The sequence below is a fragment of the Thermoanaerobacterium sp. RBIITD genome (assembly GCF_900205865.1).
Taxonomy (GTDB): domain Bacteria; phylum Bacillota; class Thermoanaerobacteria; order Thermoanaerobacterales; family Thermoanaerobacteraceae; genus Thermoanaerobacterium.
In genome coordinates this window covers 2,875,507-2,891,514 of sequence record NZ_LT906662.1, presented here as the reverse complement: position 1 = coordinate 2,891,514, position 16,008 = coordinate 2,875,507, and the positions used below count along the sequence as shown (strand labels likewise).

Below are 16,008 nucleotides of genomic sequence, written 5' to 3'. Positions count from 1 at the left end.
AGAGTATACACGCGTTAAGATTGTGCAGGATGAAATAAATAAAGTTGATACAGAGAAAAAATATTGTATTCTGGATCAGCTGAATACAATTATGATTATCTAGTAATATTTTGTGGTGACGAACCAGCATATTTTGGCATTCCCGGTATGGGAGAACAGGCATTTACGCTTTGGTCATTAAAAGATGCTGAAATAGTAAATAAGCAAATACATGATATGTTTAAAAAAGCAAAATATGAAAATAATCCATCAGAGAGATCTAAAATGCTTACATTCATAGTTGGTTACGGTGGTTTTACAGGTGTTAAAATGATGTACGATATGTAATGCTATGGCTTTCGAAGGTATTAAAACATTGTGTTAGAACAAAGAAATTAAAATTAAATGCCTAAAAACTTTGGAAATTAACTATTAAAATAAATTAAGCAAAAACCCCGTATATAAATCCTATATACTGGGTTTTTTATGAATACTTTCTTAATATCCTTTCAGCTATTGTCTCCATCGGAAGTGTTGAATCCATGCTCATCTTCCTCATAAGAGTGTATGCTTCATTTTCCTCCATTTTTTTCACTTTCATAAGCAGTCCTTTGGCTCTTTCTATCTTTTTACGGGCTTCAATTTGCTTTTTTAAATTTTCTATTTCGTTCTTTAAAGCCGAATACTTCTTATAGTTTTCTACAACAAACTCTACCAACCTTAATAACATAGACCTATCAATAGGTTTTATTAAATATGCAAAAACCGAATAATTCCTTACTTCCTCAATAAATCCTCTCTGAATCGTATGTGTTATTAAAATAACTGGTGCTACATTATCACTGTCAATAATATGTGCAACCTCATATGCATTCATACCCGTTATGCTCATATCAATAAGAACGAGATCGGGCATTAAGGAACGGGATAGCCTGACAGCACTACCCCCATCCCTTGCTTCATAAATCAAATGACCACTTGACAATAACATTCCTTTTAATGTATTTCGGCTTGCATCATTGCTATCAGCTATTATTATGCGCAACTGGCTCATGAAAACACCCCATATCATCAGAATTTAGTAAGGTATTGATCAATTTCCCATTGTGTTACATATGTTCTGTAGGAATTCCATTCAGCCCATTTTGCTTCAATGAATTTATTGTAGATATGGCTACCAAGCGCATTCTTAATCACTTCATCTTTCTCCAGTATGACTAAAGCTTCTTCTAAAGAACCGGGTAGTTTTTCAATACAGAGTTCATCAAGCTCTCTTTCATTCATCTCATAGATATTCTTATCAACTGCCGGAGGCGGTAATATTTTGTTTTTGATACCATCAAGGCCGGAAGCCAATGCAGCAGCAAGTGCCAAATAAGGATTATTTGATGGATCAGGTGATCTAAGCTCAATCCTTGTTGAATTTCCCCTTTTAGCTGGTATTCTTATCAGCGGACTTCTATTCCTACCTGACCACGCAATGTAAACAGGTGCTTCAAAGCCTGATACAAGGCGTTTATATGAATTTACGGTAGGATTTGTAATACATGTAAGTGCCTTTGCGTGTGAGAGAAGCCCACCAATATAGTAATAACATTCTTTACTGAGTCCCAATGGATCATTAGGATCATAGAAGGCATTTTGTCCATCCTTAGTAAGTGATTGATTCATATGCATACCGGATCCTGCTATTCCATAAACAGGTTTTGGCATAAATGTGGCATGGAGCCCATGTTTCTGGGCGATTATTCTGACTACCATTTTAAATGTCATAACATTATCAGCAGTAGTCAATGCATTATCATATTTAAAATCTATCTCATGCTGTCCAGGCCCGACTTCATGATGTGATGCCTCTATGTCAAACCCCATCTCCTTTAAAGTAGATACCATTTCTTTTCTTGCACTTTCACCAAGGTCAATAGGTGCCATATCGAAATACCCAGCTGCATCCTGTGTTATAGTAGTAGGATTACCTTTTTCATCTGTCAGAAACATATAAAATTCGCATTCTGGTCCTACATTCATCGTATAACCAAGCTTGATTGCTTCTTCAAGGTTTCTTCTTAAAATGTATCTTGGGTCACCTTCAAATGGTGTGCCATCCGGGTTATAGATATCACAAATTAATCTCGCTTCAAGACCGCTCGTTGTTCTCCATGGAAATATTAAAAATGTATCTGTATCCGGCCTTAAGTACATATCGGATTCCTCAATCCTTACGAATCCGTCTATAGAAGATCCATCAAACATAAGCTCATTGTTTAATGCTTTGTCAAGCTCTTCTATTGGAATTGATACATTTTTCATTACTCCAAAAATGTCACTGAATTGAAGATGAATAAATTCAACACCTTGCTCTTTTGATATTCTTAGTACATCCTCGGCGCTGTACTTATTTCCCATAATCATCCTCCTTAAATAAAAAATGGGTGAACTCAATTAAAAGGTCTGATTCACTTCTCCCCCCTTTATTGAGGACACCCTTGTCCTACCTATTATATATAATTTTAAAACAATTATAACATATAGTCATTACTTTAACAAGATAAAAAATTAAAACTTTATATCCCACCTATTCATCTTTTTTTCTGACTCTACGTCGATACCATCTATGAATCCAGAAATCACGTTAAAAAACCATGAACCAACTGCGCTGAGTAATGCTATAAAGATTCTGTAAAGTATACTAAATATTACCTATTCCGAACGTTTTCGAATCTGCCATACTTCCTATACTGAAGAAACGATTTTAAATAATTTTAAATCATTAATGCAGAATAGAACGTTGATCATCATCCACAGAATATCGACTATAAAAAAAGCCGGCGAAATAATTGTCCTCGATATTGGGAATATAGTACAACGTGGAAAACATGATGAGTTAATCGCAATGATACGAAAAACAGCTGTTTACAAGAAATAGCATTATGAGTGAAGCTTAAATAAGCATAGTATTAAATATCAGCAAGAATAAATTTCACCTAAATCCTATGACCACAAAATGATGATAAGCTTGTTATCATATATGAAATCTAACAAACTTTATATATTTATATGTATCGTTCAAAGAAAGGATTATATTACAATTTTTACATGTTTCAATATAAAGACCAACTAAAAGGTGAAAAAATACTCGCATATAATGAATTACATTAAAACATATGATGATGGTAATACTATTTTTGAGGTGATTATATGAAAAAATATCTCAGAATAGTATGTACCATCATTATCTTATTAATGGTATTTCAATTTACTGGTTGCAAGAAAAATCAAAAAAAGCCTACATCGCAAAAAAAACCTAGCGTTTCTCAAAAAATGTCTACACCGAAAGAACTTACAAAAATTGAGCAAGATATAGAAACTATAATTAAAGAAGGTCAAAAATTACAAAACGCTCAAAAGGCAGGACAATCTTCAAGCGTTACAACTGTAGCACCGCAAATTAAGCAAAGTTTTAATAAAAAATCTCAACAATGTGTGCAGAAAAGTGGCCAAAATAGCAAACCAAGTCAACCAAAAGAGCCACCTGAAAAGAAGTCATGGAATACAATTGATAAAACAGTAAAAGACATACATACCAATTGGAATGTATTAATCCCTACGGCGACAAAAGCCGGAGCAAATTCCAATTTAATTAATAATGTTAGTACTGCAATAAATACACTGACAACTAATTCAAATAATAAATCCATTAACGATACACTTATTGCTGCTAATAATGTATACAAATATATACCAGATATTGAAACTCTCTTTAAAGCAGAACTAACTCCAGATATAAAAAGACTAAGATATTATAATAGAGATATCGCATTTAATGCAAGTACAGGAAAATGGGATATAGCGAAAAAAGACATTGCAGACTTAAACACGACTTGGAAAACATTAAAAGTTAAGCTTACTAATGAAGCAAAATCCTCGGCTGATAAATTTGATGCAGGATTAGCGGAATTAGAAAAATCGGTCAATTCTAAAGATAGCACAATAACAAAAGTAAAATCAGATGTATTAGAGACAGACATAAAGTCCCTTGAGAAAGCTTCAAAATCTAAAAAATAACTCCGGTTATACTAACCGGGGTTGTTTATTGGTAAACCTTCTTTTATTGACTTCATATAATATTAATGATATATTTTATATAATAAACATGCTTTATTACATTATTTTAATGAATTCATATTTATGAGGAGGATAAGAATGGGAGTCAATGTAGCAATAGTAGGCGCAACAGGCCTTGTAGGAAGAACATTTATAAAAGTTCTAGAAGAAAGGAATTTTCCTGTCGATAAACTATACCTCTTCGCATCTAAAAGATCAGCTGGTCAAAAATTAACATTTAAAGGCAATGAATATACAGTTGAAGAATTAAATGAAAACAGTTTTGATAGGGATATAAAGATAGCCCTATTTTCGGCAGGCGCAACGGTGAGCAAAAAATATGCTCCTATTGCAGCATCAAAGGGAGTAACCGTTGTTGATAATTCTAGTGCATGGAGAATGGATGAAGATGTTCCACTTGTAGTACCAGAAGTTAATCCATATGATGTCAAATGGAATAAAGGAATTATAGCAAACCCAAACTGTTCCACTATTCAAATGGTAGTACCTCTAAAACCACTTCATGACAAATACAAGATTAAAAGAATTGTCGTATCAACATATCAGGCAGTATCTGGTGCAGGTAAAAAGGGTGTAGACGACCTTGAAAGGACATTAAATGGTGAAGAAAATCAATGCTTCCCATATCCAATTGCTAATAATTGTTTACCACACATAGATGTGTTTTTACCTGATGGATATACTAAGGAAGAATTAAAGATGATAAACGAGACAAAGAAGATTATGGGTGATAATTCTATAAAAGTTTCCCCAACTACAGTAAGAGTACCTGTCAAAAATTCCCACAGTGAAAGTGTCAATTTAGAATTCGAAAAGCCTTATGAAATGGAAGATCTAAAAAAAATTCTAATGAATGCACCAGGCGTTGTTCTCATGGATGACCCTGAAAAAAATATATATCCGCTTCCAACACTTGTTACCGGACATGATGAAGTATATGTTGGAAGAATAAGGCGTGATGAAACTGTATATAGTGGATTGAATATGTGGATTGTTGCAGATAATATTAGAAAAGGAGCAGCTTCTAATGCTGTTCAGATTGCAGAGTTATTGATAAAGTAATATTGCTTTTGATTTAAAAGAAAGGATGATTAATAGATGTCAGTATTTAAGGGTTCCGGTGTAGCCCTTGTCACACCTTTTACACAGGATGGCGTTAATTTTAATAAACTTGCTGAACTTTTAGAATGGCATATAAAAGAAGGTACTGACGCCATAATTATTTGCGGAACTACTGGCGAAGCATCGACAATGACAGACAAGGAAAAAATGGACACAATAAAATTCACGGTTGACAAAGTCGCAAGAAGGATTCCTGTTATAGCAGGAACTGGCAGCAACAATACAGCACACAGCATCGAGATGAGCGAATATGCAGCATCCTGTGGTGCAGATGCACTGCTAGTTATTACTCCATATTACAATAAAACTACACAATCAGGACTAGTTAAACATTTTACAGAAATTGCTAGACATGTTGATAAACCTATAATAATATACAATGTTCCCAGTAGAACGAGCATGAATGTAAAACCTGAAACATATTTAGAGATATGCAAATCAGTTAGCAATGTTGTTGGGGTCAAAGAAGCCAGCAGCGATATTGTTCAAATAGCAGAAATCGCCCGCATTATGGGAGATAACTTTGAAATATATTCTGGAAACGACGACCAGGTAGTCCCAATAATGTCACTTGGTGGGCTTGGTGTTATATCTGTTACTGCTAATATAGTTCCCAAAAAAGTACATGAAATGGCAACATCATATCTTGATGGAGATATAGACAAAGCGAGAAAACTACAGTTGGAATTAAATCCATTAAACAAAGTTATGTTTATTGAGACAAATCCTATCCCAGTAAAAACGGCTATGAATCTCATGGGGTATGATGTTGGTCCATTAAGGCTTCCACTTGTCGATATGAGTGAAAAGAATTTAGAAACACTTAAATCGGTTCTTAAGACCTATGGTTTATTATAAGGGAGGCCATAAAATGCTTAAAATTATAATAAATGGCTGTAATGGCAAAATGGGTAAAGTCATCGCAAAACTTGCATCAGAAAACCCCGAATATGAAGTTGTAGCCGGTATTGACCAAAATTCAACATCATACGACTTTCCTGTATATAAAAGCCTTGATGAAGTAAAAGAAGATGGAGATGTTGTAATTGATTTTTCATACCATACAGCAATCCCTGCTCTTCTAAAATCTGCTGTGAATAAAAAATTACCTGTTGTAATAGCAACAACAGGTTTAAGTGAAGAAGAGTTAAAATCTGTTTGTGATGCATCAAAATCAATACCAATATTTAGATCTGCAAATATGTCTTTGGGAATAAATGTCTTACTTAACCTCGTAAAAGAAGCTGCCAGAATTTTAAGCAGTGATTACGATATTGAAATATTAGAGATGCACCATAATATGAAAAAAGATTCTCCAAGTGGCACAGCACTTTTGATAGCAGATGCGATAAATAATGTTTTGCAAGATAAAAAAGAATACGTATATGGCAGACACTCAAAAGCTGATGCAAGAAAACAAAATGAGATTGGCATCCACGCATTAAGAGGCGGAACCGTCGTTGGAGAACATAAAGTCATATTTGCAGGACACGATGAATTGATAACTATAAGTCATTCCGCAAGATCACGTGAAATATTCGGCAATGGTGCTTTAAAAGCCGCAAAATTCTTAGTCGGACAAAAGCCCGGATTATATGATATGGAATCACTTGTCAAGAAAGGATGATAGCATTTTGAACTCAAAAGATGAAATGACAAATCCATATGAGATTGCAAGATTTATAAAAGAATCTAAAAAATCAACACCTGTAAAAGCTTATATAAACGGCAATGTCGATGTTGATTCAAATATTTTTGAAGTATTTGGTGAAGGCAATTTTAAGATTATCTTTGGCGAATTAGATGATATAAAAAAGCTTTTAGATGTAAACAAAGATAAGATTAAAAATTATCATTTAGAATACGATAGACGTAATTCTGCAATCCCTTTACTTGATATAAAGGATGTAAATGCGCGCATAGAACCCGGTGCAATAATCAGAGATAGAGTTAAAATCGGCAAAAATGCAGTTGTAATGATGGGCGCAATAATCAACATAGGTGCCGAGATAGGTGAGAACACCATGATAGATATGAATGCAGTTGTTGGTGCAAGAGGAATGATCGGCAGAAATGTTCATGTCGGCGCAGGTGCTGTTATTGCTGGTGTATTAGAGCCGCCCAGTAGCATACCGGTAATCATTGAAGATAATGTTTTAATTGGTGCAAATGCGGTTGTACTTGAAGGTGTAAGAGTAGGTCACGACTCTGTTGTTGCGGCTGGCTCTGTTGTAACAGAAGATGTACCGCCAAACACTGTCGTAGCTGGTGTACCTGCAAAGATTGTAAAAATAAAAGATGAAAAGACAAAAGATAAAACAAAGTTACTTGATGATTTAAGAGGATAATTAAAACCCGGTTTTTAGCCGGGTTTTAAAATTCTATACCGTATCTTGCTGGTATTCCCTTTTCAAATGGATGTTTTATAAGCTTCATTTCTGTAACAAGGTCAGCTTTATCAATAATTGCTTCCGGTGCATTTCTGCCCGTCATAACCATTTCTATAGTATCAGGTTTTTCATCCATTAATTTAAGCACATCGTCAATTGAATATATGTTATTATGAATAACACCCATAATTTCATCTAATATAAGAAGGTCACACTCATTATTTTTTAAAACATTTTCTATTAATTCATATGCCTTTTTCATTTCTATCCTTAACTCGGTTTTTTCTTCTTCTGTCATCTGCCAGAAAAATTTATCACTGGTCTGGAACCGAAACACCTTAAAATTTTCATAATCTTTAAGAATATGAAGCTCTCCTGTATCTCGTCCTTTCAAAAACTGTACCATATAAACCTTAAAACCTCTTCCAAGAGCTCTAACACAAAGACCTACAGCAGCTGTGGTTTTACCTTTTCCATCACCAGTATAAATCTCAATTAGTCCTCTCTTCAATTTAGCTCTCTCCTTTGTAAATTAAGTATTACTTCTCCTCTTTGGTATCCTCATCCCTTTCTACTTTCTCCATTTTTGTTATTGATACCTCATAAGCAGTTCGTGTAATCACTTCATTGCTGTCATTCTTTTTTTGATACTCTCGGCTTTGAACTCTTCCCCATAATTTAATACGGTCACCAACTTTTAACTTCTCGCAAAATCTTGCATTTCTGCCCCACGCAATTACGGGTATATAATCAGACTTACTGTATGGCCTATTAACGGCTATTAGTAAATCAGCTATTTCCCTTCCGAATGGCGTTGTACGATAAACAGGCTCTTTACAGATAAAGCCATCTAAAAAAATTTCGTTAGGATTCTTAACAAATTCATCATCACTAACGACAATTATATCCCTTGCAAATATTGTTAATATTAATTTGTTTTTACCGCCATTGGGAGATTGCCTATTGTATGACCTTAATTGTCCTTCGACCTTTACTCTTGCACCTGGAATTAAATTTATGCCCTCAAACAATCTATTTGATATTGTTATAGGAAGCATATCCTTGACATCGCTTAATCTAGGAACTTCAAGTATAAAATTATAAAACTCTTCACCATATAATTCATGACTGAATTCAAGGTCATTAGCAATTTTCCCCATTACGTTTACCATATTATTTTCCAATACATTACCTGCCATCTGTTTACTCTCCCCTTCCATCATGTGTACCTTCTAATGATATAAATATTAATAATGGAAAGTATTTATGACAGGTTATCGAAAATATTTAATTGTTTTATTGTAAAAACAATAATAAACTTCATCAGATCACCTAATTTCGAAACAATTTTGTCAACTATTACATCTATATATACTACAATAACAGCTATAAATTGATTCCGTCTTAATATAACTTACAAAGATTATTATAGCATTTTTTCTATATTCTTTCACTATTTTCCCTAATTATAAAATTTACATTAAAAATCATATCATTAATTTAATATTTTTTCAATTGCTATATTCTTATATATAAATTTATTATATAACCTATTAAGACTTAATATGTATGATAAAAAAGAAAAAGACAGGGATAACCTGTCATTCATAAAAATAATTGATTTTATTATTTTTCATTTGTCGTTTCGATAACTGGTCTTTTAAATAAAATCTTCGCGAAGAATATTACAGTTATTACCAGTGTTATAAGCAGTCCAATAGGATAAGATACCTTTGCAGGTATTCTGAAGCCCTCTGGTGCCATTAAAATATATGTGAAGCTAACCGCTGTCATAAATATTGCCGGAATTGTCGCTATCCAATGAAACTTTTTCTCCTTAATAAGGTATGCTGATCCTGTCCAAAGCATTATCATAGCAACTGTTTGATTTGCCCAAGAAAAATATCTCCATATTATGGAAAAATTAATCTGTGTCAAGATGAAACCTATAGCAATCAGTGGAATTGCAATTATATATCTTTTTGAAATTTTTACCTGATCCCACTTAAGAAATTCTGCAATTGTAAGTCTTGCACCTCTAAATGCTGTATCCCCTGATGTTATTGGTAAAACTACTACGCCAAGGACAGCCAAAGTCCCACCTATTGGTCCTAATAAGCCAAAGCTTACCTCCTTTACAACACCGGATGGACCTGCAGGTGTAGCAAGAACCTTACCAAGTCCAACAGTTCCATTAAAGTAGTATATAGCTACAGCTGCCCAAATTAATGCAATAACAGATTCCACTATCATCATACCATAAAAGATTTTACGTCCTTCATTTTCATTTTTTGTACATCTTGCAACTATAGGCGATTGTGTACAATGGAAACCCGAAACGGCACCACATGCTATTGTTATAAATAGAAGTGGCCATCTTGGAAGCCCCTTTGGATTTAAATTTTGAAGCGTCAATTCTGCCATATGATGTCCACCAATACCTAATATCATAGCAGCACCTACTGAAAAACACATTATAATAAGCAATGCTCCAAAATATGGATAAATTCTTCCTATGATCTTATCAATTGGAAGTAATGTCGCTATAAAATAATAAGTTATAATTATTAGTACCCAAGTTAAAAGCGGCATATTTGTTATTGATGCCATAAGACCTGCTGGACCTGCCGTAAAAGTTGCACCAATAAGTACTAATAAGATTACAGTAAATATATTCATCAAAGCCTTCATAACATTTCCAAGATATTTACCAACCATCAATGGAACATTCGCACCACCATTTCTTATGGATATCATTCCTGAAAGATAATCATGAACACCACCAGCAAATATACCGCCAAATACTATCCACAAATATGCAGATGGTCCCCATAATGCACCAGATATTGCACCATAAATGGGCCCTAAGCCAGCAATATCAAGAAGTTGAATAAGTGCGTTTCTTTTCCAATCCATCGGAACAAAATCAACACCATCATTTTTAGTATATGCTGGTGTCTTCCTATTCTCTTCTGCGCCAAATATTCTTTCTATGAGCTTCCCATATACTGTATAGCCTACTAATAGCAGAATCAATGCGCCTAAAAAAGTAATCATGTAAATCCCTCCAACAAAATTTTACTTTTTAATTACATTTTACTATTGTAATATTATTTTGAGGAGAGAAAACGTTCATTATGCTTAGATTATGTTATAAGATGCATTATTCAGCGTATAAAATACTTACTTGAGCAAATTTCATATTTTAAATAGCTTGATATTACTGACTTTTTAAGAAACAAAAAAGGAAGTTCACACCAAATGTCTTGCTTTCACTATCAAGGCATGAATATAAAGGCCTAAAGGATATGACCCATTGCCTTTGCTTTACACCTTGATTGCTATGCAACTTGAGAAGATTCAAAATATAGTAAAGCTTGTTGATAGATTAAAATCAGACCCTGTATTTAGATATAACTGTGGTTTCATTGTATTGGGCCATGTACCATCCACATCAACCGCAAAGACGGTGATTATCTAAAATTCAGATGTCCACATGTATTAGGAAAGGTAGATTGTCCTCATGGTTCTTCTTGGTGCAGCAATTCAAACTATGGGTATTGCCTTAAAATCAATTACAAGAAAAATAATAGGTATTTTAGCTCTCCAATAAGAAGTTCTGATGATTGGCAGGAGATATATAACCTTAGAACTTCTATTGAAAGATGTAACAGCAGGTTAAAAGACTATTTAAATACTGACAATCTGCGCTCAGCAGGTATTAAGAAAGCTAAAACCTTTGCTTTATTAAACTGTATTACACTTGTTGCAGGTACTATTGCTGTTAATGCTACTAAATCATTACCAAAAGCAGCTTAGTTAAATTTTCAAAGTTCATAAGTTATCCACAGTCATTGATATGCTTAGCTTTGCTATTGTCTTTTTTAGCTTCAAAAATTAAAGTTTAATTGTGCAATTTCCTCACTTAAGAACTTTTTCTTTAAACTCTTTTGAAAAGTTCCTGCTCACAGGTACTTCATCATCTATTCCTTTAAATTTAAGCATATATGTGCTATTAAACCATGGAATTATCTCGCTTACTTTATCGATATTGACTAAAAAGCCCTTATGTGTTCGTATAAAGCTCAAGCTCTTTAATTTTCTCTCAAGATCCCTTAAAGTATTATCGGTTAAAAAACTACCATCAAGTGTTTTTATATATACATTTCTTCTCTTAGAATAAATATAATATATATCTTTTATATCTATTAAGTGTATAATTCCATTATCATTTGCAGTTAACTTTAAATTACCTCTCAAATTGTATTTTTCATATATTAAGTCTTGGATTTTTTCTATTGTTGATTTTACTCTTTCATATGAAAATGGTTTTAATATATAGTCCTGTGCATTTACTTCAAATGCTTTAACAGCATAATTTTCATATGCTGTTACAAATACAACTTCGGAAAATACACCTGTTTTTTTTAAATATTCGATAACTTCAAATCCATTTTTATTTCCAAGTTCTATATCAAGAAATATAATATCAGGTTCTATAATTTTTGAAATATTTATAGCTGCATTGAAGCTATCAGCTTCATATATTTCACCTACGCCAATTTTTTTCAGTATATATCTTAATTCGTCTCTTGCAGGTTTTTCATCATCAACCAACAGCACTTTCATTTTTTACAGTTGCCTCCTTGTGGGATATAAAAGCTAATTGTCGTCCCTTGTCCGACTTTACTTTTAAATTTCAAACTAGATTCTGAACCAAAATAGCTTTGAAGCCTCTTATTTACATTTACAAGGCCTATCTTTTCATTACATTTATTATCTTTATTTAAAATACTTTTAATATATTCTTCATCTGTTCCAATTCCATCATCTTTAACAGTAATCATATATCCTCTTTTATAATTCTTTATTATTATATCCACTGTCCCACCAGAGTCCCTTTTTAAAAGCCCATGCTTTATTGAATTTTCTACAAGGGGTTGTATAGTAAGCGGAGGAATATAAAAATTTAGATTATCTTCAATATTGTAATTTACATTAATCTTATTGCCAAATCTCGCCTTTTGTATATAAACAAAAGATTTTACATGATCAATTTCCTTATCAATTGATATTAAATCTATATCGATTTCCATATTTCTTCGCAAAAATAATGATAAGTTAAACAAAACTTCTCTCGCCATTAATGGTTTTGTTCTACATAATGACATAATAGTATTTAAAGAATTAAATAGAAAATGCGGATTAATCTGTGCCTGTAATGCTTTGAATCTAGCCTTATCAAGAAGTTTTTCTTTATTTTCTATATCATGAATTTCAAGTTGTGTCGATATTAACCTGCTTAGTCCTTGAGCAAGCTTAACATCTATATCAGATATTGCGTATGCTTCGATTTTATACATTTTAAAAACTCCAACTATTTCTTTTCCTTTGTAAATTGGGGATATAACTGCTGATTTAAGAGAACATCTAAGATTGTCACATTCAATCTCATTTTTTGTTTGCGCAATTTTTATGCGCCCCGTAGATATAGCATTTTTAGTGATCTGCGTATGAAGTTTATCACCACATTTATGATGGTCATTACCAATCCCTACATGAGCAAGAATTTTTTCTTTATCTGTAAATGCCACAGCATCGACACCGGTAAGTTTTTTTATAATTTTTGCAGCCGATAATGCTGATGTCTCATTATAGCCATCTTTAAAATATTTCATCATTCTATCTGCTATTTCTGTTATAACCAGTGCTTGATTAGCAAGAATTTTTTCTTTCTCAATAAATATACTTTCTATTATCAATATAAATATTCCAATTCCAAGGGAGTTAGCAAAGCTCATTGGTAGCCAAATTATTTTAACCAAGTGCAAAGCTTTTGTGTATGGTCTTGCTGTAAGTAATATAATTATCATCTGCAATGTTTCATTTAATAATCCAGTAGTAAATGCAAATAAAAATTTATTTTTTGCACCTTTAAATTTAAAAGATAAAAACCCGGCTATTATTGCTTCAACTATTGTAGATATAGCACAAGATATTGCAGTAAATCCTCCTAAATCTATTAGATAACGGTGTAAACCTGCGATTAAGCCTGATAATACTCCAACAAATGGTCCTCCTAAAAGTCCTCCAATAATTACTCCAATCGCTCTTCCGTTTGCTAAAGCTCCATCGATAGAAATCCCCGTATATGTTCCAATGATCCCGAATAATCCAAAAATAATTGACAAGATAATCTTATGATATAAATTAATGCTTCTATCTATAATGAGATTTTTAAAAAGCGGTAATCTTGATATAATAAATGCTATCGTTATCAAAACTGATAACTCGTAAAACATGGGAACTAATATTGCACTCATTGATATACCCCCTAATATCATTTTATATTATTGTGTAGTATATTTCAAATACACTATAAAAATAAGGCAAATGTATTCTTTGCCTTATTTTTATTAATATTTATTTCCGAACCAGTGATTGCCAATAACATTTGTGATCGTTAATGACCATATCCAAGGTGATGATGATGTAGCAGGATTAAAGTAGTATAGTGCACCACCTGTTGGGTCCCAACCAGAAATAGCTGCATCAGCAGCTTTAAATGCCTCAAGGTCTGGATCATGGTTAAAAAATTCACCATTTTCGACCGCTTCAAACGCACCCGGCTGGTATATAACACCAATTACGCTATTCGGGAAAATCCCACTTTTAACTCTGTTTAAAATCACAGCTCCAACTGCAACTTGCCCCTCGAAACTTTCTCCTCTTGCTTCTGCATATATCATCTTTGCAATTAGATACCTATTCTGAAGATAATTGCCAGTATCGCTGTTATTCACAGTAATATTATTAACAGGTATCACCAATTTTTCACCTGGATAGATTGTATTATCCCAACTTTTATTAGCGGCTTTTATAGCGTCAACATTGCTGCCATACCAATTTGATATTATATATAATGATTCACCCTTTGATACGACATGTTCTTTTGCATATGCAAAAACAGATTTAAAAGAACTTAACATTATAATTAAAACCAATGCGTAAGCTGTTACGAGCTTAGCCATGTTTTTACGCATAGTATCGCTCCTTTCTATTTATATAACAGCCTGGCAAATAATCTGGAATAATTATAACAATTAATATATGCTATGTCATTGTTGATATTTCCTTATAAGACGGCATTATTCTAAAATACCTCTGTTATAATACATTATAGATATATATTCTCTGTTATATTATGATATATGTATTTTTATATACTAACTGTTAGACGAATCTTTCTTCAAATGCTGTTTGCCTTCATGATCAATATAATAGTTCTCTTTATATATAAGCTGTGAAACAGGAACTATTTGAAACCCTTTTTCTTTTAGTTTGTCAATAATATACGGTAAAGCATCAGCAGTAAAATTTCCATTGTTGTGAAATAATATAATAGAACCATTTTTTACATTTGGCAAAACCCTCTCAATAATAGCTTCTGTATCTAATCCTTTCCAGTCGAGTGAATCAACATCCCATTGTATTGTATAGTAGCCGAGACTTTTAGCTGTTTCAATTAACCGATTGTTATAGTCTCCAAAAGGTGGCCTAAATAATGTTGGCTTTTTACCTGATAAATTGATTATCTTCTCCTCATTCGATTTTAATTCGTCAATAATTTGATTTTCATTTAATTGTGACATATGCGGATGTGTATTGCTGTGGTTTTCAACTTCATGCCCTTCTTCTGCAATCTTTTTAACTAAATTAGGATATTTATCAACCCATAAACCTGTAAGAAAAAACGTCGTCTTAATATTTTTATCTTTTAATATATTGAGAAGTTTCTCTGTCTTATCACTGCCCCATGATGCATCAAATGAAATTGCTACTCTTTTGTCCGGTATGTCGACAGAATATATAGGCAGCTCTCTGTCAATATTTAAAAAAGTATTTATAATCGGTGGCGCACCATAATTAAAATATAAAACAGAAATAATGGCTATTACAATAACTGTTATTATATTAATAATAGCGTTCTTTTTTATATAATAAATTTTCATAAAAAAACACCTCCCATGTTTGCCTATAATAAATTTATTCCCATGGAAGGTTATTATTACAATTTTATATAAGTTTTAATATATCATCAAAACTCCATCAAGGTCAAAAATAATGCATTTGTATTTAACTCTTTATCATTGCTATTATAATCATCAAGGTCCATTCTTGCATTCATAAATTCTCCATTGAAATGCTTGTTATAAAGATAGTTCAAAAACATCGATGCCTATATTATTTTTCTTGATAAAAAAACAGTAGCATAAAAATTTCTGTTCCCAAAAACAAGGATGATAAACACCAAGTTTAATAATTTCAGATACCACAAGCCCGACTGTTTTTGTTTTGTTAGTAACTAAACTCCTCACGATTGAACTACTCA

General features: G+C 32.7%; 15 protein-coding genes and 1 pseudogene. 7 read left to right on the top strand and 9 right to left on the bottom strand.

Annotated features, from left to right (window positions below):
- The first annotated feature begins 63 nt into the window (after positions 1-63).
- Entirely contained in the window at positions 64-327 is a 264-nt protein-coding gene (locus CPG45_RS17715; protein WP_231968801.1) for a hypothetical protein, read from the top strand.
- 136 nt (positions 328-463) lie between these two features.
- Here CPG45_RS17715 and CPG45_RS13945 read toward each other — a convergent pair whose 3' ends face one another.
- Together CPG45_RS13945 and glnA are read right to left on the bottom strand one after the other, a co-directional pair.
- Positions 464-1,033 carry an ANTAR domain-containing response regulator gene (locus tag CPG45_RS13945; protein WP_096232484.1) on the bottom strand — a complete coding sequence of 190 codons (570 nt, stop codon included), beginning with the start codon at positions 1,031-1,033 and terminating at the stop codon, positions 464-466.
- Between the two features lie 17 nt (positions 1,034-1,050).
- Positions 1,051-2,385 carry a type I glutamate--ammonia ligase gene (gene glnA, locus CPG45_RS13940; RefSeq protein ID WP_096232482.1) on the bottom strand — a complete coding sequence of 445 codons (1,335 nt, stop codon included), beginning with the start codon at positions 2,383-2,385 and terminating at the stop codon, positions 1,051-1,053.
- A gap of 792 nt (positions 2,386-3,177) precedes the next feature.
- Between glnA and CPG45_RS13935 the strand changes: the two genes are divergently transcribed.
- From CPG45_RS13935 to dapD, 5 genes are all read left to right on the top strand, one after another.
- Positions 3,178-4,044, top strand: coding sequence for a hypothetical protein (locus CPG45_RS13935; protein ID WP_096232480.1), 867 nt, complete (start codon positions 3,178-3,180; stop codon positions 4,042-4,044).
- Positions 4,045-4,182: 138 nt separating this feature from the next.
- Positions 4,183-5,166 carry an aspartate-semialdehyde dehydrogenase gene (locus CPG45_RS13930; protein WP_096232478.1) on the top strand — a complete coding sequence of 328 codons (984 nt, stop codon included), beginning with the start codon at positions 4,183-4,185 and terminating at the stop codon, positions 5,164-5,166.
- Between the two features lie 36 nt (positions 5,167-5,202).
- Positions 5,203-6,084, top strand: a complete 882-nt coding sequence (gene dapA / locus CPG45_RS13925) for a 4-hydroxy-tetrahydrodipicolinate synthase (protein ID WP_096232476.1) — start codon at positions 5,203-5,205, stop codon at positions 6,082-6,084.
- A gap of 13 nt (positions 6,085-6,097) precedes the next feature.
- Entirely contained in the window at positions 6,098-6,853 is a 756-nt protein-coding gene (gene dapB, locus CPG45_RS13920; protein ID WP_096232474.1) for a 4-hydroxy-tetrahydrodipicolinate reductase, read from the top strand.
- Entirely contained in the window at positions 6,822-7,574 is a 753-nt protein-coding gene (gene dapD, locus CPG45_RS13915; protein WP_172856583.1) for a 2,3,4,5-tetrahydropyridine-2,6-dicarboxylate N-acetyltransferase, read from the top strand. The genes dapB and dapD overlap by 32 nt, the downstream gene beginning before the upstream one ends.
- Positions 7,575-7,599: 25 nt before the next feature.
- Here the strand turns inward: dapD and CPG45_RS13910 are convergent, their stop codons facing one another.
- The 3 genes from CPG45_RS13910 to CPG45_RS13900 form a co-directional block, all read right to left on the bottom strand.
- Entirely contained in the window at positions 7,600-8,127 is a 528-nt protein-coding gene (locus CPG45_RS13910; protein ID WP_096232470.1) for a cob(I)yrinic acid a,c-diamide adenosyltransferase, read from the bottom strand.
- Between the two features lie 28 nt (positions 8,128-8,155).
- Entirely contained in the window at positions 8,156-8,815 is a 660-nt protein-coding gene (locus CPG45_RS13905) for a single-stranded DNA-binding protein (RefSeq protein ID WP_096233634.1), read from the bottom strand.
- A 427-nt stretch (positions 8,816-9,242) separates the two neighbouring features.
- Complete coding sequence (locus CPG45_RS13900; protein ID WP_096232468.1) at positions 9,243-10,673, bottom strand: carbon starvation CstA family protein; 1,431 nt, start codon at positions 10,671-10,673, stop codon at positions 9,243-9,245.
- Positions 10,674-10,923: 250 nt separating this feature from the next.
- Between CPG45_RS13900 and CPG45_RS13895 the strand changes: the two are divergent.
- Positions 10,924-11,097: pseudogene (locus CPG45_RS13895) on the top strand (transposase family protein); the annotation flags it as partial.
- Between the two features lie 440 nt (positions 11,098-11,537).
- Here CPG45_RS13895 and CPG45_RS13890 read toward each other — a convergent pair.
- The 4 genes from CPG45_RS13890 to CPG45_RS13875 form a co-directional block, all read right to left on the bottom strand.
- Complete coding sequence (locus tag CPG45_RS13890) at positions 11,538-12,245, bottom strand: LytR/AlgR family response regulator transcription factor (RefSeq protein WP_096232464.1); 708 nt, start codon at positions 12,243-12,245, stop codon at positions 11,538-11,540.
- A complete protein-coding gene (locus CPG45_RS13885; protein WP_096232462.1) occupies positions 12,242-13,939 on the bottom strand; it encodes a LytS/YhcK type 5TM receptor domain-containing protein in 1,698 nt (565 codons plus the stop codon). The genes CPG45_RS13890 and CPG45_RS13885 overlap by 4 nt, the downstream gene beginning before the upstream one ends.
- A 93-nt stretch (positions 13,940-14,032) precedes the next feature.
- Positions 14,033-14,659, bottom strand: coding sequence for a cell wall hydrolase (locus tag CPG45_RS13880; RefSeq protein ID WP_096232460.1), 627 nt, complete (start codon positions 14,657-14,659; stop codon positions 14,033-14,035).
- A gap of 183 nt (positions 14,660-14,842) precedes the next feature.
- Complete coding sequence (locus tag CPG45_RS13875) at positions 14,843-15,628, bottom strand: polysaccharide deacetylase family protein (RefSeq protein WP_096232458.1); 786 nt, start codon at positions 15,626-15,628, stop codon at positions 14,843-14,845.
- Positions 15,629-16,008 lie beyond the last annotated feature (380 nt).

Coding starts and splice junctions, on each gene's coding strand:
- CPG45_RS13945 (WP_096232484.1), bottom strand. CDS start 1,033: ATGAGCCAGTTGCGCATAATAATAGCTGATAGCAATGATGCAAGCCGA.
- glnA (WP_096232482.1), bottom strand. CDS start 2,385: ATGGGAAATAAGTACAGCGCCGAGGATGTACTAAGAATATCAAAAGAG.
- CPG45_RS13935 (WP_096232480.1), top strand. CDS start 3,178: ATGAAAAAATATCTCAGAATAGTATGTACCATCATTATCTTATTAATG.
- CPG45_RS13930 (WP_096232478.1), top strand. CDS start 4,183: ATGGGAGTCAATGTAGCAATAGTAGGCGCAACAGGCCTTGTAGGAAGA.
- dapA (WP_096232476.1), top strand. CDS start 5,203: ATGTCAGTATTTAAGGGTTCCGGTGTAGCCCTTGTCACACCTTTTACA.
- dapB (WP_096232474.1), top strand. CDS start 6,098: ATGCTTAAAATTATAATAAATGGCTGTAATGGCAAAATGGGTAAAGTC.
- dapD (WP_172856583.1), top strand. CDS start 6,822: ATGATATGGAATCACTTGTCAAGAAAGGATGATAGCATTTTGAACTCA.
- CPG45_RS13905 (WP_096233634.1), bottom strand. CDS start 8,815: ATGGCAGGTAATGTATTGGAAAATAATATGGTAAACGTAATGGGGAAA.
- CPG45_RS13900 (WP_096232468.1), bottom strand. CDS start 10,673: ATGATTACTTTTTTAGGCGCATTGATTCTGCTATTAGTAGGCTATACA.
- CPG45_RS13890 (WP_096232464.1), bottom strand. CDS start 12,245: ATGAAAGTGCTGTTGGTTGATGATGAAAAACCTGCAAGAGACGAATTA.
- CPG45_RS13885 (WP_096232462.1), bottom strand. CDS start 13,939: ATGAGTGCAATATTAGTTCCCATGTTTTACGAGTTATCAGTTTTGATA.
- CPG45_RS13880 (WP_096232460.1), bottom strand. CDS start 14,659: ATGCGTAAAAACATGGCTAAGCTCGTAACAGCTTACGCATTGGTTTTA.
- CPG45_RS13875 (WP_096232458.1), bottom strand. CDS start 15,628: ATGAAAATTTATTATATAAAAAAGAACGCTATTATTAATATAATAACA.